This is a genomic window from Microbacterium sp. 4-7 (assembly GCF_014332665.1).
In the GTDB taxonomy this organism is placed as follows: domain Bacteria; phylum Actinomycetota; class Actinomycetes; order Actinomycetales; family Microbacteriaceae; genus Microbacterium.
Window position 1 is genome coordinate 189,435 of the sequence record NZ_MCRH01000007.1, and the last position, 19,164, is coordinate 208,598.

A 19,164-nucleotide genomic window follows, 5' to 3' on the forward strand; every position below is an offset into this window, starting at 1 on the left:
CGGAGCGCACCTCGCCGAGGCGAGGATGCGGGCGGGCCGGGTCAGGCGAGGATGCGCGCGCCGGGCACCGGCCCGTGCACGTGCAGCGACTCGAGTCCGTGCTCACGCAGCAGCGACTGGACCTCCTGCGCACCCTCGGGGCTCGCGCAGAGGAGAGCGACGGTGGGTCCCGAACCCGACACGATGCCCTGCAGAGCGCCGGCGTGGATGCCGCGCAGGATCGTGGTCTCCAGCTCGGGCCGCTCGTACAGGGCGGCCTCCTGCAGGTCGTTGTAGATGCTCTCGGACAGCAGCTCGGGATCGCCGGAACGCAGCGCCTGCAGCACGGGAGCCGGCACCTCGAGCGACAGCGGCGGATCGTCGGCGAGCGAGCCCTCAGCGTCTCGCAGCGCATCGAGTCGCGCATACACGACGGGCGTGGACAGCCCGTCATCGCTCGGGACGAGCACCCAGTCGAACCGCCCCCTCGCCAGCGCGGGATTCAGCTGATCTCCTCGGCCGGTTCCGACGGCGGTGCCGCCGTGCAACGCGAACGGGACGTCCGCGCCGAGGCGGGCGGCCAGCTCATGCAGGCGGGCGGTCGAGAACCCGGTGCCCCACAGTGCGTCGCACGCGACGAGAGCGGCCGCGGCATCCGCCGACCCGCCGCCCATGCCTCCGGCGACAGGCACGCTCTTGCGGATCTCCAGCGCCACCCCGCCGTCGTACTCGGCGGCGGTCGCGAGCAGCTTGGCGGCGCGCATCGCGAGGTTGCGATCGTCCAGCGGCACGGTGTCGGGGTCGTCGACGCCCGAGACGGTGATCGAGAAGTCGTCGGCGTGCCGGGCGATCACGTCCTCATAGAGCGAGACCGCCTGGAACACCGTGGCCAGCGCGTGATACCCGTCGTCGTGGCGGCCGCCCACACCGAGATAGACGTTGATCTTGCCGGGCGCGCGCACGTGCACGGAGTCGACGGGGGCGGCGAAGCTCATGTCGGTGTTCCCGTCACAGCTCCGTCGACGTCGCCCACAGGTCGACGTCGATGGCACCGGCCGCCTCGTCGATGCGGCCGAGCTCGTCGTCGGTGAATGCCGGACCGTTGACGGCGGCGATGTTCTCGTCGAGCTGCTCGGGACGCGATGCCCCGACCAGCGCGGAGGCGACGACCGGGTTGCGCAGCGTCCATTGGATCGCCATCTGCGCCAGGGACTGCCCGCGCTGCTCGGCGATGGCGTTGAGCGAGCGGAGGGTCTGAACGGCGGCATCCGACAGCGGCGCATCCGGCAGCGAACCGCGCTTCTGCGCACGGGCGGCCGTGCCGTCGCCGAGGTACTTGTCGGTGAGGAGCCCCTGCGCGAGAGGTGTGAACGCGATCGCGCCGACGCCGGACTGCTCGAGGGTGTCGGTGAGGCCGTCTTCGACCCAGCGGTTGAGGATCGAGTAGGCGGGCTGGTGGATGACGAGCGGGGTACCGAGGTCGGTGGCGACGGCGACGGCCTCGGCCGTGCGCTCGGCGCTGTACGACGAGATGCCGACGTAGAGAGCCTTGCCCTGGCGCACGAGCGTGTCGAGCGCCCCGATGGTCTCGGCGACCGGCGTCACGGGATCGGCGCGGTGCGAGTAGAAGATGTCGACGTGGTCGAGGCCCATGCGGGTCAGCGACTGCTCGGCGCTCGCGAGGATGTACTTGCGGCTGCCGAAGTCGCCGTACGGACCCGGCCACATGTCCCAGCCCGCCTTCGACGAGATGATCAGCTCGTCGCGGTAGGGGCGGAAGTCCTCGGCGAAGATGCGACCGAAGTTCTTCTCGGCCGAGCCGTAGGGCGGGCCGTAGTTGTTCGCGAGATCGAAGTGCGTGATGCCGCGGTCGAAGGCGTGACGCAGCAGCGCGCGCTGGTTGTCGAGTGGGATGTTGTCGCCGAAGTTCCACCACAGGCCCAGCGAGATGGGCGGCAGGAACAGCCCCGAGGTGCCGACCTGGCGGTACTCGAACTGCTGGTAGCGGCTCTCATCGGCGGCGTACGGCCGGTGGAGCTCAGGGACGTTCGGACGGAAGCGGGGGGACTCGGTCACCGTGCCAGATTAGCCGGTGACGGCGGCGTCTTCGATCTGCGCGACATGCTGAGCGACACGATGGTAGTCCTCGACCGTGAGGTCCTCGCCACGAGCGGTCGGCGCGACTCCGGCCGCGATCAGGATCTCGGATGCCGCGGCGGAGCTGCCGAAGAGCTCGGACAGCGCCTGTCGCAGCATCTTGCGGCGCTGGTTGAAGGCGGCATCCACGATCTTGAAGGTGAGTCGGCGTTCGTCCTCTGTGCCGCGCTCGCCCTCCGACCGGTCGAAGCCGACGAGGAGGCTGTCGACGTTGGGCACCGGCCAGAAGACCTGACGGGACACGGTGCCCGACAGCTTCCACTCGCCGTACCAGGCGGCCTTGACACTCGGGGTGCCGTAGATCTTGGAGCCCGGCTTGGCCGCGATGCGCTCGGCGACCTCGGCCTGCACCATCACGACACCGCGCTTCAGGTAGGAGAAGTTCTCGAGGAAGTGCAGCAGCACGGGGACCGAGACGTTGTAGGGCAGGTTCGCGACCAGCACGGTCGGCTCGCCCGGCAGCTCCGTGATGCGCAGCGCGTCGGCGTCGACGACCGTGAGCATGTCGGCGGGAACGCCATGCTCCTCGGCGGTCTGGGCGAGCCGGGCGGCGAGCCGGTGATCGATCTCGACAGCGGTGACGGATGCGCCGGCCTCGAGGATCGCAAGGGTGAGGGAGCCGAGCCCCGGGCCCACCTCGACGACCCGCTCCCCCGGCTGGACGCGGGCGGCGTGCACGATCTTGCGCACGGTGTTCGCGTCGACGACGAAGTTCTGTCCGAGCTTCTTGGTCGGGGTGACGTCGAGCTCAGCGGCGAGGCGGCGGATCTCGGTGGCGCCGAGCAGGGTGACTGTCATTGCTCCATTGTCCCCCACCCCCGCCGGTGTCCGAGCCGCCCAGTAGTCTGCTGTGATGCCCTCCCTCGGTGAACTGATCGCACCACGGCGCATGGGCAGGGATTTCCGCTGGCTGCTCGCGTCATCGTGGACGAGCAACGTCGGAGACGGCGTCGCCCTCGCGGCCGCTCCCCTGCTCATCGCGTCGATGACGTCGTCGCCCATCCTCGTCGCGGCCGGGGCGATCCTGCAGTTCCTCCCGTGGCTGCTGTTCGGGCTGCACGCCGGAGCCATCGCCGACCGGTTCGACCGTCGGCGCCTCGTGATGTTCGCCAACGCGGCACGGGCCGTGGTGCTCGCGGGGCTCTGCGCGTTCCTGCTCACCGGAACCGCGAACATCTGGATCGTGCTCGCCGTGGCCTTCCTCTACGGCACGGCGGAGGTCTTCGTCGACACCGCCGGCAGCACGCTGCTGCCGATGCTCGTGAAGCCGGCCGACCTCGGCATCGGCAACGCGCGGCTGCAGGCCGGGTATCTGGTCGCGAACCAGTTCGCCGGGCCGCCGCTCGGCGCGTTCCTCTTCGCCGCCGGCGCGGCGTGGCCGTTCCTGCTCGAGATCCTCTGCGTCCTCCTCGCGGTCGTGCTGATCTCGCGCATGGCCCGCACCCCCGTGCCGCCCCGGTCAACGGGAGACGGCGTGAAGTCGCACGTGCACACCGACATCGGCGAGGGACTCCGCTGGCTGTGGCAGAACCCGCCGGTGCGGATGCTGGTGCTGATCATCCTCGTCTTCAACGTCACCTGGGCGGCCCCGTGGGGCGTGCTCGTGCTCTATGCCACGGAGTATCTGAACATGGGCGCGGTCGGCTACGGCGCCCTGACGACCGCCTCGGCGGCCGGAGGAATCCTCGCCACCCTCTGCTTCGGCTGGCTCGAACGCCACGTGTCGTTCGCGACGCTGATGCGCGTCGTCCTCTCGCTCGAGGTGCTGATGCACCTCGCGTTCGCACTCACCACCGCGGGCTGGGTGGCGCTCGTGATCATGTTCGTGTTCGGCGCCTACGCGTTCGTGTGGGGCACGATCTCGACGACCGTCCGTCAGCGTCTGGTCCCCGCCGAGCTGCAGGGCCGCGTGGCCTCGGTCAACATGGTCGGCGTGTTCGGCGGAATGGTCATCGGCCAGGCCCTCGGCGGGGTGATCGCCCAGGTCTGGGGTCTCACGGCTCCGTGGTGGTTCGCCTTCGTGGGCGCCGCGCTGACCCTTGTCCTGGTCTGGAAGCCGATCTCGCAGATCGTCAGTGCCGCACCGGCGGATCAGTCGGTGAACGAGCCGTAGACCCGCAGGGTGTTCGCGGCGAGCCGGGTCGACAGCTCGTCGACCTCGATGCCGAGCTCCGCCGCCATGAACCGCACCGTGATCGGCACGAGATAGGGGGCGTTCGGTCGACCGCGCAGCGGCGTCGGGGTGAGGAACGGCGCATCGGTCTCGACGAGGATGCGGTCCAGGGGCGTCACATTCAGCGCGTCGCGCAGGTTCTGCGCGTTCTTGAACGTGACGTTGCCGGCGAAGGACAGGTGGTAACCCGCATCCGCGCAGATCCTTGCCATCGCATCGTCGCCGGAGAAGCAGTGGAAGACCGTCCGCTCGGGCGCCCCGACGCGACTCAGCGTCTCGAGCACCGCGTCATGCGCGTCACGGTCGTGGATCTGCATCGCGATGCCGTGCTTCTTCGCCAGCGCGATGTGCGCCTCGAACGACTCGAACTGCGGCGCTCGGCGCTCGGGCTCGGTGCGGAAGAAGTCGAGACCCGTCTCGCCGATCGCCCGCGTTCGCGGGTGCGCCGCGAGCTCGTCGATCACCGCGATGGCCTCATCGAGACGACCCTCCTCGGCGTAGGCGGGCGCATCATTCGGGTGGATCGCGACAGCCGCGAGCACGCGCGGGTCCGACTCGGCGGCCTCGACCGCCCACCGAGACGAATCGATGTCACCCGATGCCTGCACCACCCCGGCGATGCCCACGGCCGCCGCACGATCGAGCTGCTCGGTCAACGAGAGCGGCTCATCGCCGTCGAGGATCTCGAGATGCGCGTGATTGTCGTAGACGGGCACGGCAAGGGGCTCCGGAGCCGCGGGGTACCGGAGATCCTTGCGTCCGTCGCCGTCTCGCTGCTGCACGTACGTCATGCTCAGGCGGTGGACTCCACGCGCGGGAACAGCGGGGTGAGACCGTTGACGCTGGTGCCGGGACGCAGCACGCCCCAGGCTCCGGCCTCGCGGATCGGCTGGTCCTGCAGACGTCCGAGGCTCTCTGCGGCGCCGAGGGCGACCCAGAGCTTCTCCGTCGACTGCGGCATCACGGGCGAGAGCAGCACGGCGAGCGCGCGAAGTCCCTCGGCGCACGTGTAGAGAACGGTGCCGAGACGGCCGCGCTGAGCCTCGTCGCGTGCCAATGCCCACGGCTCGTTCTCCGTGATGTAGCCGTTGAGAGCGTCGACGATCGTCCAGATCGACGAGATGGCCTCGTCGATGCGGAACTGCTCGATCGCGGCATCTGCATTCGAGGCGGCATCCGCGACGATCCTCTGGATCTCGAGATCCTTCTCGGTGTAGTCGGCGGGCGGCGGCACGATGCCCTCGAAGTACTTCTCGATCATCGCCGTGGTGCGCGAGGCGAGGTTGCCGAAGCCGTTGGCGAGCTCCGCCTGGTAGCGGGCCGAGAGGTCCTCCCACGAGAACGAGCCGTCCTGGCCGAACGCGATCGCCGAGAGGAAGTAGTAGCGGTAGGCGTCGGATCCGAAGACGTCGGTGATCTCGGTCGGCGCGATGCCGGTGAGCTTCGACTTCGACATCTTCTCGCCGCCGACGAGCAGCCAGCCGTGCGCGAACACGCCCTTGGGCACATCGAGCCCTGCGGCCATCAGCAGAGCCGGCCAGATCACCGCGTGGAAGCGCAGGATGTCTTTTCCGACCACGTGATAGGCGGGCCAGCGGCGGTCGAAGGTCTCCTGATCGGAGCCGTAGCCGACGGCGGTGGCGTAGTTGAGCAGCGCATCGACCCAGACGTAGATGACGTGCGACTCGTCCCACGGCAGCGGGATGCCCCAGTCGAACGTCGAGCGCGAGATCGAGAGGTCCTTGAGACCCTGACTGACGAAGGAGACGACCTCGTTGCGCGCCGAATCGGGGCGCACGAAGTCGGGCTGGGTCTTGTAGAGCTCGAGCAGACGGTCCTGGAACTCGCTCAGCTTGAAGAAGTAGTTCTTCTCCTGCAGCAGCTCGAGCGGCTTCGAGTGGATGGCGCAGACCTTGAGGCCCTCGAACGGACCGGTGCCGTCGACGATCTCGGACTCGGGCTTGAACTCCTCACAGCCCACGCAGTACAGCGCCTCGTACTCGCCCGCATAGATGTAGCCACGGTCGTAGAGACGCTGGAAGAACGTCTGCACGTTGGTCTCGTGGCGCTCCTGCGTCGTGCGGATGAAGTCGTCGTTCGCGACGTCGAGCGTCTCGAGCAGGGGGAACCACGCCTCGGTGACGAGCTTGTCGACCCACTCCTGCGGAGTGACGTTGTTCGCGGCCGCGGCACGGAGCATCTTCTGGCCGTGCTCGTCGGTGCCCGTCAGCATCCAGGTGTCATCGCCGCCCTGCCGGTGCCAGCGCGCGAGCGCGTCGACCGCCACCGAGGTGTACCCATGACCGATGTGGGGCACATCGGAGGGGTAGTAGATGGGCGTGGTGATGTAGAACGATTCGCCTGCGGGCATGGGGACAATTCTAGGTGGGATGCAGGGGGTCGTTACGCTCAGGCGACAGACACCTCGATGCGGTGCCACCCCTGGGCGCCGTCGGGCACGACATCGGCCGGATCCGAGGTCTGCGTCTCCCCGTCGGCGCTGATCGCGCGACACTCGATCGTGTGCGCTCCACTCTCGGCCGCCCAGTCGAGACGCCACTGCACCCAGGTGTCGTCGGAGATCGCGGCGCCGAGCTCGGCGCGACGCCACTCACCGTCGTCGATCCGCACCTCCACACCCTCGACGCCCACGTGCTGCTGCCACGCCATGCCCGCGATGACGGCGTCGCCGGCCTCGATCCTGGTCCCCCGCCGGGGCACGTCGATGCGCGACTGCAGCTTCACCGGTCCGCGCTCCGACCATCCGCGGTCGGTCCAGTAGGCGGTCGTGCGGTCGAACCGGGTGACCTCGAGGTCCGTCACCCATTTGGTCGCCGACACATAGCCGTAGAGGCCCGGCACCACCATGCGCACCGGGAAGCCGTGTTCGAGAGGCAGCGCATCGCCGTTCATGCCGACCGCGAGCAGGGCATCGCGCTCGTCGGTGAGCGCCTCGATCGGCGTCGAGGCCGTGAACCCGTCGGATGAGGTCGACAGCACCATGTCGGCGTCGGGATCGACTCCCGCTCTCGCGAGCAGATCGCGCACCGGATGCCCGAGCCAGAGGGCGTTGCCGATCAGGTCCCCGCCGACCTGGTTCGACACGCAGGCGAGGGTGACGTGCGACTCCTGCATCGGCAGCGCGACCAGCTCGTCCCACGTGATCACGATCTCGCGATCGACCATCCCGTGGATGCGCAGCGACCAGTCGGCCGGGTCGATGCGCGGCACGATCAGTGCGGTGTCGATGCGGTAGAACTCGGCGTTGGAGGTCACGACAGGAGCCAGGCCGGGGATGTCGAGCTCTGCACCGGCCGGCACCATCGGCGCGGGGGCGGCAGCCTTCGGCAGCCGCAACGTCGAGCGGATCGCCTCGATCGACCTCGTCGCGCCGCGGGCTGCGCTGCCGATGACGAGCGCCACGACGCCGGTCGCGGCGACGCCGGCGGTCCACAGCAGGAACTGGCGGCGTTCCTCATGCTCGGCGCGGAGATAGGGGATCGGATGCACCTTGCGCATGAGCAGCCGCAGCGCGACGACCGCGGTCGCGCCGGCGACGAGACCGGGGAGCCAGGCGAAGGGGCCCGCGCCCGGACGGATCATCGCGGCCACCAGCGCCAGCACGCCGAGAGCGGCGAGGATCGCGGATCCCACGCCCGCGCGGCGGAATTCCAGGATGCCGGCGAGCGCGGCGACCCCGACGAGGACCCCCGCTATCCCGGTGATCAGCGCCACCTTGTCGCCGGTGCCGAACAGTGCGATCGCCGCATCCTTCGCCCAGCTGGGGGCGAGATCGATGAGACCGCTGCCGATCACGGCGAAGGGGCTCGCGCTCGGCTCGACGATCGCTGCGACCAGCTCTGCCAGGCCGACCGCGACGACGGCCGCGCTCAAGCCGGCGGCCGCCGATCGAAGCCTGTCTCCGCGCTTCGCGCGGACTGCGTGGGTCATGATCAGAGCGTAACCCCGGGGCTGGGCCCCGGGGTCGTGCGGCTCAGAGCCCGTTGCGACGTGCGACCTCTCCGAGCCAGGCGAGCGAGGGCTTCGGCGAACGCTCGAACGTCTCGTGATCGAAGCCGATCAGGCCGAAGGTCGGGCGGAATCCGCTCGCCCACTCGTAGTTGTCGAGTGCGCTCCAGTGCTGGTAGGCCTTGACCTCGATGCCGTCGGAGATGGCACGGTGGAGTCCCTCGAGAGCGCCCTGGGTATAGGCGATGCGCCGCGTGTCGTCGCCGGTCGCGATGCCGTTCTCCGTGACGAGCACCGGCACGCCGCCGCTGCGCTCCCACGCGCTGCGCACGCCCATCTCGAGTGCCTCGGGGAAGAACTCCCAGCCGGTGAGCGTGGTCTCGACGTCGTCGGCGACCGGACGCGGACCCTCGGGGCCGATGAAGGTGCGGGTGTAGGCCTGCACGCCGACGAAGTCGTCACCGGCCGACTGATCGAGGTACCAGTGGTCGCGGGGGTCGCCGTACTCGGCCAGCATCTCGTCCGCCCCCGGCTCACCGGTCGAGTGGAAGGCCTGCGTCGCGATCGTCCATCCGGCCTGCACGCCCGAGACGGAATGCAGGATCTCGGAGGCCCGGTGGTGCGCGTCGAGCAGCGTGTCCGCGACGGCGAGGTCGGGGTTCGGCAGTCCGAAGGCGACGAGGTTCGAGGCGTCCTCTCCCCCGGCGAGCATCGCCGCGATGTTCGGCTCGTTGATCGTGCAGACGTAGGTCACGCCCTCGAGGATCGGCAGCACGGTCTCGACGTAGCGGGAGAACAGGTCGACCGCGTCGTCCGCACGCCAGAAGCCGTCCTTCTGGAACCACTGCGGCACCGTGAAGTGCATCAGCGTCACCGTCGGGTCCAGACCATTCTCCCGGGCCGTGTCGATCATGCGGCGGTAGTGATCCAGCATCGCCCGCGACACGAAGCCGCGCTCGGGCTCGATGCGCGCCCACTCCATCGAGAAGCGGTACGAGTTCAGACCGGCATCCGCCAGCAGCCGCATGTCCTCCGGGTACCGGTGGAAGTGGTCGGCGGCATCGCCCGAGGGCTCCACCATCGTCGAGCCCGGAGCATGCTCCATGGCCCACCAGTTGCTGGTCGTGTTGTTCCCCTCCACCTGATGGGCTGCGGTCGCAGCGCCCCAGAGAAAGCCGTCAGGGAATGTGAGCACGAGTGCTCCTCTCTATTTCGAGATTCGGGATGGGTTGGGCACGGCGTCGAGCAGCTGCACCGTGTACGGGTCCTCCGGATGCTGGAGGACCTGAGAGGTCTCACCGCGCTCGACGACGCGACCGCCGTTGAGCACGAGGATGTTCTCGGTGACGAGCCGCGCGCTGAGCAGGTCGTGCGTGATGTAGAGCATGCTGATGCCCCACCTCTCGCGCAGGTCTTCGAGCAGCGCGAGCACTCCGGCACGCAGCGACACGTCGAGCATCGACACCGGCTCGTCGGCGATCAGCACCTGCGGATCGCTCGCGAGCGCCCGGGCGATGACCACGCGCTGACGCTGACCGCCTGAGAGCTGATGCGGCAGCTTGGCCGCGAACTGCTCGACAGGTGTCAGGCCCACGGTCTCGAGGAGCTCGAGCACGCGGGCTCTCGCCTCGTCACCGCGCAACGGCGTGTAGTTGCGGATCGGTCGGCTCAGCGCGTACTCCACCGTGTGCAGCGGGTTGAGCGCGGCATACGGATCCTGGAACACCATCTGCACGTCCTTGCGCAGGTCGCGCAGGCCCGCACGGCGCAGGGCCGCGACGTCGACATCGCCGAAGCGCACCGTGCCCTCGGTCGGCTTCTCGACACCGGTGATCAGCTTCGCGATCGTCGACTTGCCCGAACCGGAGGCGCCAACGAGTGCCAGGGCCTCGCCGGGTTCGAGTCGGAACGACACATCGTCGACCGCGGTGACGGGCTGCTCGCCCCGACGCGGAGCCGGATACCGCTTCGACACGCCCTCGACCACGATCGCGGCGTCCGCCCGGCGCGTGTCGCGCTGCGACACGGTGGGCAGGGTCTCGGTCAGGTCGGTGCGTGAGCGCCCCTCGCGACGGCGCGTGCCGAGGTCGACGAACCCGGGGATCGAGATCGACTCGGCCCGAGGATCGGCGTAGTGGCTCAGCAGCATCCGCGTGTACTCGTCCTGAGGACGCTGCAGGATGTCGAGGCTCGGCGCGTCTTCGACGATCCGACCCTCATGCATGACCATCACCCGATCGGTCGCCTCGAGCACGATGCCCAGGTCGTGGCTGATGAGGATCGCGGTGAAGTGCTCGGTGCGCTGGAGATCCTTGATGGTGTCCATGACGGCGTGCTGCACGAGCACGTCGAGCGCCGTGGTCGGCTCATCGAACACCATCAGCTGCGGCTCGAGCGACAGTGCCAGCGCGATCGAGGTGCGCTGCCGCATGCCGCCCGAGAGCTCGCTCGGGTATCTGGCCAGCACTGCGGGGTCGAGACCGACCTTGCCGATCAGCTCGCGCGCCCTCGCATCCCGATCGTCGCGGGCCACGTGTCCGTGCGCGGCGAAGATGTCGCGGAAGTGGTTGCCGATCGTGCGCACCGGGTTCAGCGCGTTCATGCCCGACTGCAGCACCATCGCGAACCCGCCCTGGCGCTGACGGCGCAGCTCCTCGGCGTCGAGCTCGCGGATGTCGCGCCCGTCGAACAGGATGCGCCCGCCGCTGATGCGAGCCGGCGGCTTCTGGAGCCGTGTCAGCGCGAAGCCGAGCGTCGACTTGCCCGAGCCGGACTCGCCGACGAGACCGACGAACTCGCCGCGACGCAGCGTGAACGAGACGTCCTCGACGGCGGTGACCGGCGTGGTGCCGGGCGAGGCGTACTCGACCGACAGGCCCTGGACATCGAGCAGCACGTCATCCGTGGGGATGTTCGCTTCCATGGCGCTCATCGGCCCTTCCCCTCTCGCAGGCGCGGATTGGAGATCCCATCCACGCCGAAGTTGATCAGTGTCAGGCTCAGGGCGAGCAGGGCGATGCAGAGACCAGGGGCGAACAGCAGCAGCCACTGCCCGGTGAGCAGCGAGTTGGAGTTCTGCGCCCAGTAGAGCATGGTGCCCCAGCTGACGATGCTCGAGTCGCCGAGCCCGAGGAACTCGAGGCCCGCCTCTGCGAGGATCGCCGCGGTCGCCGCTCCGAAGAGCGTGCCCGCGATGATCGAGGTCATGTTCGGCAGGATCTCGCGGAACACGATGCGCGCCCTGCTGTCACCCGAGAACTGCGCCGAGGTGACGAAGTCGTTGCCTCGCAGCGACTGCGTCTGGCTGCGCAGCACGCGCGCACCCCAGGCCCAGCCGGTGACGACGATCACCGCGATGATCATCAGGATGCCGCCGTTCTGCAGGTACGCGGCGATCACGATCATCAGCGGCAGACCGGGGATCACCAGGAAGAGGTTGACGATGAAGCCGACCACCTCGCCCAGGAATCCGCGCATGTAGCCCCAACTGAGCCCGATCAGCACTGCGACGATCGTCGAGAGGATGCCGGCGGCCATGCCGACCAGGAGGCTGATCTGCGAGCCGTAGATCAGCTGACTCAGGACGTCTTCGCCGGCGGCGGTGGTGCCGAGCCAGTGCGCGGCCGACGCGTCGGCGTTGCGCTCGAAGGTGTTCTCCTTCGGTCCGTACGGGGCGAGCAGCGGAGCGAACACCGCCACCAGCACGAACAGACCGAGGATGATGAGGCCCAGACGGGCCTTGCCGTTGGACCAGAGGGTGCCCACCATCCGGGCGAACGAGCGCCACGGGCTGGGAGCCGCGATCCGGTCGGAGGGAACCTTGACATTCATGGTGGAGGTCATCGGCGGGTCCTTGGATCCAGCACGCCGTACAGGATGTCGACGAGGAAGTTGGCGACGAGCACGCTGACGGTGATCATCAGGAAGAGCGCCTGCATGAGCGGGTAGTCCTGCCCGATCACGGCGTTGAAGAGGAGGTATCCGATGCCGGGATAGCCGAACACCTGCTCCACGAGGATCGATCCGCCGACCACGCCGCCGAGCGTGAGCCCGAAGCCGGTGAGGTTCGGCAGGATCGCGTTTCGTGCGGCATAGCGGAGGGCGATGGTGCGACCGTGCAGGCCGTTCGCCTCGGCGAACGTCACGTAGTCGTCACCCAGGGTGTTGATCATCGCGTTGCGCATGCCGATGATCCATCCGCCGAGAGAGGTCAACAGGATCGTGACCGCCGGGAGGACCGCATGCTGCACGAGATCGACGAAGAAGTCCCAGGTGAAGCCCGGCGTGGTCGTCGCCGAATACGCGCCGGTGGTCGGGAACCAGTGCAGCACGTACCCGAAGAAGAACAGCAGCAGCAGCGCTGTCCAGAAGTAGGGGAAGGTGCTGAGGAAGGAGCCGGTCAGCGTCGGCAGCGAGTCCAGCCACGTGCCGCGGCGCCAGGCGGCGGCGGTGCCGATCAGGGTGCCGATCACGAACGCGAGGATCGTGACGATGCCGACGAGGCCGATCGTGTACGGCAGCGCGGTCGAGACCATGCTCGACACGGTCTGAGGGTAGAACGTGTACGAGACACCGAAGTCGAGTCGTGCGACCTGACCGAGGTAGGCGACGTACTGATCCCAGATCGAGCCGGTCGGCACACCGAGCTGCGCCTCGATCGCGGCGCGCGTCGCATCGGACACCGGGCCGTTCTGCGAGAGCTTGGCGATGGCGGCGTCGGCAGGCGAGCCGGGCATCAGCCGCGGAAGGAAGAAGTTCAGGGTGATGGCCGCCCACAGCGTGAGGACGAACAGCCCGATCTTCTGGAAGACGTACTTCATCGGTCGTCCTCCTTCACGCGCTCGAGCCGGGTGAAGATGCCCAGCGGTGCCGAGTCGTAGTTCTGCGGGATCATGTACGGGTCATCCTCTGAGGGCCAGCCGGTGAACTTGGAGTCGTTGAACAGGCCCCAGATGCCGCCGTAGTAGAGGCCGATGACCGGCATCTCCTCGTAGACGATGGCCTGCAGCTCCTGCACGATCTCGGTCTGGCGGGCGGGGTCGACCGTCTCGCGATACTCGGCGAGCAGCGCGTCGGCCTCATCCGACCGATACCGCTCGAAGTTGTTCGCGGTCGTCTCGCCGGACGGCACGTAGAACTCGCTCGAGAGCAGGTTGTTGTATGCCTGGTAGACGTCGCCGTTGCCCATGCCGCCGATGGCCATCTCGAAGTCGCCGTTGCTGATGGCGCTCTGGTATCCGGCCGGCTGCGGGAGCTTGAGCGTCACCTTGACGCCGACGTCGGCGAGCTGACTCTGCACGGTCTGCGCCGCGCGGGTCCAGTCGGAGAATCCGTTGGCCGTCGTGAGCGCGAACTCGAGCTGCTCGCCGTCTGCACTCACCAGCCGGTCGCCGTCGAGGGTGTACCCCGCCTCGGCGAAGGCCGCGAGTGCGGCATCCCTGTCCTGCGTGATCATGCCCTGATCGGGGATGCCGGGGTCGAGGAACTCCTCCTGGTTCGGGAGCACGAGGCCGGTCTGCCCTGCGGGCTCCATGTAGCCCTCGGAGGCGGTCTCGGCGATCTCCTCGCGGTCTAGCGAGAGGGCGATGCCGCGGCGCACGTTCACGTCGTCGAACGGCGCGACCTCGAGGTTGGGCATCAGCGCGATCACGCCTCCCGGCGGGAACCACCAGTCGTTGTTCTCACTGGCCGCACCCCACGTGCCCTCGACGTCGGAGATGAACGAGTACGCCCAGTCGTAGCCGCGGGTGACGGTGTCGAGCTGCGAGTTGGTCGACGGCAGGATGATGTGCTCGATCTCGATCTTGTCGGCCTGCCAGTAGTCGGGGTTCTTGTCCATCGAGTACTGCTGGTCGTTGTAGTTGCCCAGCACGAACGGGCCGGTGCCGACCGGGTTCTCATTGCGGTACGTGCCCGGGTCCTTCACGTCCGACCAGAGGTGCTCCGGCACGATCATGGTCTGGCCGAGGATCGGCAGCGAGGGCGCGTCATCCGTCTGCAGGTGCATGATGACGTCGTCGCCGTCGACCTCGACGGTCTCGAGGTGCTGCCAGGCGCCCTTGATGTCGAGGGAGGGGTTGTCCTTCAGCAGCTGGAACGTGAACGCCACGTCGTCGGGTGTCAGCTTCTCGCCGTCGCTCCACTCGACGTCATCGCGGATCGTCATCACGACCGTCCGGGCATCGGGCTGCGACCATTCGCTCGCGAGCCACGGGTTCTCGGTTCCGTCGAGCGGATTCACCAGGATCAGGGGCTCATAGATCCACCGCGACGCGGTGCGCGTGTTGGTGAGGTACGGGTTGAAGTTCCGCGTGAAGAACGGGTTCCCCTTGTCCGCGTTGATGAGCATCGTGTCGTCGCCGATCGATGGATCGGGCTGCGAACTGATCTGGATGCTGCAACCGCTGAGCACGACGGCCGCTGCCGCCAGTCCCACGATCGCGGCTCTCCGCCAGCGCCGGAGCATGTGCGTCTTCGCCACACTGCCACCTCATGTCGTCTGTGTCATGAAGGGGGTCCCACGGGTCGGGGCACCCCGCGGCCGAAGCCGCATCAGCAATTGTAAGCGCATACATTTGACCGCTGCAACCCCCTCGCATGACTCCGAGAGCCCCCACTCCCCTGCGACGACCGGCGTGGGAGCGGTGTCACACCCCGTATCAGTCGGGGCGCTGGGAGCTCTCGCGGACGAGGATCTGCACGGGCAGGCGCACCGTCATCGGCTCGCCGTCCGGGTTCTCGAGACGTCGCGAGAGCAGCTGCACGGCGGCCCGCCCGAGATCGATCATCGGCTGGCGGACGGTGGTGAGGGCGGGACGCGACAGCGCCGCCGCCTCGATGCCGTCGAAGCCCGTGACCCGGACATCGTGGGGCACGCGGATGCCGGCCGATCGGAACGCGTCGATCGCCCCGAGGGCCATCTGGTCGTTCGCGGCGATGAGTGCGGCGGGGACGCCGTCGGCGATCAGCTGCTCAGCCGCCCGCCGCCCGGATGCGCGGGTGAAGTCGCCGCGCAGCACCGTCACGGCATCCGTCGCGATGCCCGCCTCGGCGACCGCCGCGGCGAAACCCTCCCAGCGCTGGGCGCCGTCGGGCGAGTCCTCGGGGCCGGCGAGAAAAGCGAGCGTCCCCTGATCGGCCTGCGCGAGCACCAGTCTGGTCAGCTCCGACATCGCCTCGGCGTTGCTGACGGTCACGTGGTCGTAGCTGTCGCCGCGCGCCGGCCCCGAGAGCACCACCACGGGGATCCGCTGAGCGAGCCGGGCGAGCACGTCGTCGGGCACGCTCTGCGCCAGCACCATCAGCCCGTCGACGCGTCCGGCGATGTCCCGCACGGTCTCGCGCGTCGGATCGTCGCGGCCGACGCCGATCATGAGCACGAAACCCTGCTTCCAGGCTTCGAGCTCCGCTCCGCGCAGCACCTCGTCGAGGAACAGCATGGTCGGATGCGGTGCGCCCGCGTCGGCGGACGCCTGCTCGACCGTGAACGGCGGCGCCTCGCCCTGGTCATCGGCCAGCACGTCGAGGACGGGCGCGTCCTCCGAGGCATCGAAACCGGGGAAGTACAGCCCGAGCACGCCGGTGCGGCGCTCGGCCAGACCGCGCGCGCTGCCGCTGGGCACGTAGCCGAGCGCCGAGACGGAGTCGAGCACGCGCTCCCGCGTGGCGGGGCGCACGGCATCCGGCTGCCGCAGCACGCGGGAGACCGTCGCGATCGACACTCCGGCGCGGTCTGCGACGTCGTAGACGGTCGCCCTCTTGCTCACGCTCGGTCCTCCTCCGCTTGCGTGTGCACCAGGCTACCCGGCGAGCGAGTCACCGCCTGCGTGCTTCGAGTGAGCCGTGAGGGCGGGCGCTGATCTCGCCGGGTTCGCGGCCCCGGGTGTCACTCGTCACGACCTCGAAGCCCGCGTCGGCGAGAAGACCGGCGAGCGCGTCGGCAGACCAGAAGTACGCCGGCGCGACGGCATGCGCGAACGGCTTACGCGGCTCGCCGTCGAAGAAGCCGATCAGGATCGGCCTCCGGGAGCCAGCACGCGGGCGAACTCTTCGAGGATCCCGGGGATGTCAGCAGGCGAGGTGTGGATCAGTGAGTACCAGGCGAGGATGCCTCCGACCGACCCCGCCGCGAACGGCAGGTCGCGGAACGAGCCGACGTCGAAGGAGATGCCCGGATGCCGTTTCCTCGCCGTCGCGATGAACTCCTCCGACAGGTCGATCCCCTGCGCCACGCGTTCGCCGAGACTCAGGAGCTGGGTCCAGTGCCCGGGCCCGCAGCCGGCATCCAGCAGCAGGCCGGGGGCCGTGTCACGCCAGGCCTCGATGACCGCAGCATCCCGGGCATCCATCTGCTCGATCGCACCGGCGAGCTCCACGTACTCCGCGGCCCGCGCGTCGTAGGCAGCGGCGACGCCCGCGTCCGAGGCGCCTTCCATCAGCTGCGCGCGGCGAGCGCTGCCTGATACAGGTCGCGCGACGACAGGCCCGTCGCCGCGGCGACCTCGGCGCAGGCCTCCTTGAGACGCACGCCGGATGCCACGAGTCGCTGCACCTGCGCGAGAGCGTCTTCCGCCGACGCCTCACGAGGCGCGGCGCCCTCGACCACCACGACGATCTCGCCCTTGACGCCCGCCGTGGCCCACTCGACGAGCTCGGCGGAGGTGCCGCGGCGCACCTCTTCGTAGAACTTGGTCAGCTCGCGGCAGACGGCGATGCGGCGGTCGTCGCCGAAGGCTGCGCCCATATCGGCGAGCGACGACGCCAGGCGGGCGGGAGATTCGAAGAAGACCATGGTGCGTGGCTCTGCGGCGAGCGCCCGCAGCGTCGAGCGCCGATCCCCGGGCTTGCGCGGCAGGAACCCCTCGAACGTGAAGCGGTCGGTCGGCAGTCCCGAGATGGAGAGCGCCATCAGCACTGCGCTCGGCCCCGGGATCGCCGTCACCGTCACTCCCTGAGCGACCGCCTCGGCGACGAGCCCGTACCCGGGGTCGCTGATGGCCGGCATCCCCGCGTCGCTCACGACGACGACATCCGTCTCGACCGCGAGTGCGGCGAGCTCCGCCGCTCTCTGCTTCTCGTTGTGATCATGCAGTGCGATCAGCCGGGGGCGGTTCGAGATCTGCAGAGCCTGCATGAGCCGCTGCGTGGTGCGCGTGTCCTCCGCGACGACGACCTCGGCGTTCTCCAGCACCTCGACGAGGCGACGCGAGACATCCCCGAGGTTTCCGATCGGTGTTGCGGCGAGGATGATCACCCGCCCAGCTTAGGCGGCGCCCATCGGCGGAGTGTCTAGGCTGGTGCGGTGACCGCGCCCCTGCCTCTGCTGCCTCCGCCCGAGCAGCGACTGACGCGCTACGAGCGACTGCGCGACCGCGTGCTGCAGGACCCCGACTGGGGGCGCATGGTGCGCTGGTTCGCGCCGCTCGTGGTGACGGCCCTGGCCGCCGTGCTGCGCCTGGTCAACCTCGGCCATCCGCACCAGCTCGCCTTCGACGAGACCTACTACGTCAAGGACGCCTGGTCGCTGTGGACTCTCGGATACGAAGGCACCTGGGGCAAGGATGCGAACGAGGCGTTCATCACACTGCCGCAGCTGCCGCTGTCGGATGCCGGGTCGTTCGTCGTGCATCCGCCCCTGGGCAAATGGCTGATCGCCCTGGGGATGGCCATCGGAGGACCCGACAACACGGTGGGCTGGCGCATCGCGACGGCACTGCTGGGCGCCGCCACCGTGCTGCTCGTCTATCTGGTCGCCCGCCGCCTGACCGGCTCGATCGTGGTGGCGACGGTCGCCGGCACCCTGCTGGCGATCGACGGCCTCAGCATCGTGATGAGTCGCACGGCCCTGCTCGACGGCCCTCTGACGTTCTTCCTCATGCTCGGCGCGCTCTTCATCCTGATCGACCGCGACCGGGTGATCCCCGTGCTGGAACGCGCAGACCCCGATACCGACTCCGACTCCCCCGCGCCGATGTGGGGTCCTGTGCTCTGGCGGCGTCCGTGGCTGATCGCCGCAGGTGTCGCGCTCGGCGCCGCCTGCGCCGTGAAGTGGTCGGGGCTCTATGCGCTCGCGGCCTTCGGCCTGTACGTCGTGGTGACGGATGCCCTGGCACGACGCCGCGCGGGCGTCGTGCTCTGGCCCACCGCAGCCGCCTTCCGTCAGGGACCGGTCTCCTTCGTGCTGCTCGTGCTGCCGGCGCTCGCCACCTACCTCGCCAGCTGGACGGGGTGGCTCGTCACCGCCGGGGGCTATGCGCGGCAGAGCGATCCGAATCCGCTGATCGCGCTGTGGAACTACCACGAGGCGATCCTGAACTTCCACGTCGGTCTCAGCAAGGGCCACCCGTACGCGAGCCCCGCGTGGGAGTGGCCTCTGCTGCTGCGCCCCACAGCCGTCTGGGTGGGCAGCGACCCCGGGCCCTGCGGCGTCGATCACTGCATCGCGGTGATCTCGACGATCCCCAACCCGCTGATCTGGTACGCCGGTGTCGCCGCGGCTCTCTACCTGCTCTACCGCCTCGTGCGCGGGTGGGCCGAACGTCGCCCCGTCGGTCCAGCCCTCACGTTCCCCCTGGTCGGGCTCGCAGCGACGTACGTGCCCTGGCTGCTGTTCCCTGAGCGGACGATCTTCCAGTTCTACACGGTCGCGATGGCGCCGTTCCTCGTGCTCGCACTCGCGGTCGTTCTCCGTCAGATCGCGGGACGCCGGGAGGATCCGCTGCACCGCCGGCAGTCGGGCGAGCGCACCGTGATCGTCTTCCTCGCCGTCGTGGTGCTGGTCTCCGCATTCTTCTACCCGGTGTGGACCGGCATGAGCGTGCCCTACCAGTTCTGGCTCCTGCACAACTGGCTGCCCGGCTGGATCTGACCCGACCAGCGGCAGCACG

The 19,164-nt window shown here is 68.9% G+C and carries 16 protein-coding genes; 2 read left to right on the forward strand and 14 right to left on the reverse strand.

Features of this window, described 5'->3' with window-relative positions; genetic code table 11:
* Positions 1 to 41 precede the first annotated feature (41 nt).
* The 3 genes from BEP68_RS15500 to rsmA are packed head-to-tail and all read right to left on the reverse strand — an operon-like array spanning position 42 to position 2,934.
* Positions 42 to 974: a 4-(cytidine 5'-diphospho)-2-C-methyl-D-erythritol kinase gene (locus BEP68_RS15500; RefSeq protein ID WP_053097087.1), complete on the reverse strand. Its 933-nt coding sequence runs from the start codon at positions 972 to 974 to the stop codon at positions 42 to 44.
* A 13-nt stretch (positions 975 to 987) separates the two neighbouring features.
* Entirely contained in the window at positions 988 to 2,055 is a 1,068-nt protein-coding gene (gene mgrA / locus BEP68_RS15505) for an L-glyceraldehyde 3-phosphate reductase (RefSeq protein WP_072591554.1), read from the reverse strand.
* Positions 2,056 to 2,064: 9 nt separating this feature from the next.
* Entirely contained in the window at positions 2,065 to 2,934 is an 870-nt protein-coding gene (rsmA, locus tag BEP68_RS15510) for a 16S rRNA (adenine(1518)-N(6)/adenine(1519)-N(6))-dimethyltransferase RsmA (RefSeq protein ID WP_187250513.1), read from the reverse strand.
* A 55-nt stretch (positions 2,935 to 2,989) separates the two neighbouring features.
* Here rsmA and BEP68_RS15515 point away from each other — a divergent pair, with 55 nt between their 5' ends.
* Entirely contained in the window at positions 2,990 to 4,249 is a 1,260-nt protein-coding gene (locus BEP68_RS15515; RefSeq protein ID WP_187250514.1) for an MFS transporter, read from the forward strand.
* On the opposite strand, the gene BEP68_RS15520 is transcribed toward BEP68_RS15515, so the two are convergent.
* From BEP68_RS15520 to rsmI, 11 genes are all read right to left on the reverse strand, one after another.
* On the reverse strand, positions 4,228 to 5,100 hold the full coding sequence (locus BEP68_RS15520; RefSeq protein ID WP_187250515.1) for a TatD family hydrolase: 873 nt from the start codon (positions 5,098 to 5,100) through the stop codon (positions 4,228 to 4,230). The two genes, BEP68_RS15515 and BEP68_RS15520, sit on opposite strands and share 22 nt — an antisense overlap.
* A 2-nt stretch (positions 5,101 to 5,102) precedes the next feature.
* A complete protein-coding gene (gene metG, locus BEP68_RS15525; RefSeq protein WP_187250516.1) occupies positions 5,103 to 6,680 on the reverse strand; it encodes a methionine--tRNA ligase in 1,578 nt (525 codons plus the stop codon).
* A gap of 38 nt (positions 6,681 to 6,718) precedes the next feature.
* The gene (locus BEP68_RS15530; RefSeq protein WP_187250517.1) at positions 6,719 to 8,260 is read right to left on the reverse strand and encodes a molybdopterin-dependent oxidoreductase; all 1,542 of its coding nucleotides are present in this window, start codon (positions 8,258 to 8,260) and stop codon (positions 6,719 to 6,721) included.
* A 43-nt stretch (positions 8,261 to 8,303) separates the two neighbouring features.
* Complete coding sequence (locus tag BEP68_RS15535; protein WP_053097102.1) at positions 8,304 to 9,473, reverse strand: glycoside hydrolase family 1 protein; 1,170 nt, start codon at positions 9,471 to 9,473, stop codon at positions 8,304 to 8,306.
* 12 nt (positions 9,474 to 9,485) lie between these two features.
* Positions 9,486 to 11,210 (reverse strand): ABC transporter ATP-binding protein, encoded by a 1,725-nt coding sequence (locus BEP68_RS15540; protein ID WP_083569357.1) that lies wholly within the window; start codon positions 11,208 to 11,210, stop codon positions 9,486 to 9,488.
* On the reverse strand, positions 11,207 to 12,121 hold the full coding sequence (locus BEP68_RS15545) for an ABC transporter permease (protein ID WP_053097105.1): 915 nt from the start codon (positions 12,119 to 12,121) through the stop codon (positions 11,207 to 11,209). Before BEP68_RS15545 ends, BEP68_RS15540 begins: the two co-directional genes overlap by 4 nt.
* On the reverse strand, positions 12,118 to 13,098 hold the full coding sequence (locus BEP68_RS15550) for an ABC transporter permease (RefSeq protein ID WP_187250518.1): 981 nt from the start codon (positions 13,096 to 13,098) through the stop codon (positions 12,118 to 12,120). Before BEP68_RS15550 ends, BEP68_RS15545 begins: the two co-directional genes overlap by 4 nt.
* The gene (locus tag BEP68_RS15555; protein WP_232224459.1) at positions 13,095 to 14,759 is read right to left on the reverse strand and encodes an ABC transporter substrate-binding protein; all 1,665 of its coding nucleotides are present in this window, start codon (positions 14,757 to 14,759) and stop codon (positions 13,095 to 13,097) included. Before BEP68_RS15555 ends, BEP68_RS15550 begins: the two co-directional genes overlap by 4 nt.
* 178 nt (positions 14,760 to 14,937) lie before the next feature.
* Positions 14,938 to 16,044 (reverse strand): LacI family DNA-binding transcriptional regulator, encoded by a 1,107-nt coding sequence (locus BEP68_RS15560; protein WP_072591560.1) that lies wholly within the window; start codon positions 16,042 to 16,044, stop codon positions 14,938 to 14,940.
* A 243-nt stretch (positions 16,045 to 16,287) separates the two neighbouring features.
* Complete coding sequence (locus BEP68_RS15565) at positions 16,288 to 16,713, reverse strand: class I SAM-dependent methyltransferase (protein ID WP_261987885.1); 426 nt, start codon at positions 16,711 to 16,713, stop codon at positions 16,288 to 16,290.
* A complete protein-coding gene (gene rsmI / locus BEP68_RS15570; protein ID WP_056279993.1) occupies positions 16,713 to 17,531 on the reverse strand; it encodes a 16S rRNA (cytidine(1402)-2'-O)-methyltransferase in 819 nt (272 codons plus the stop codon). The genes BEP68_RS15565 and rsmI overlap by 1 nt, the downstream gene beginning before the upstream one ends.
* Positions 17,532 to 17,579: 48 nt before the next feature.
* Here rsmI and BEP68_RS15575 point away from each other — a divergent pair, with 48 nt between their 5' ends.
* Entirely contained in the window at positions 17,580 to 19,145 is a 1,566-nt protein-coding gene (locus tag BEP68_RS15575; protein ID WP_187250519.1) for a dolichyl-phosphate-mannose--protein mannosyltransferase, read from the forward strand.
* Positions 19,146 to 19,164 lie beyond the last annotated feature (19 nt).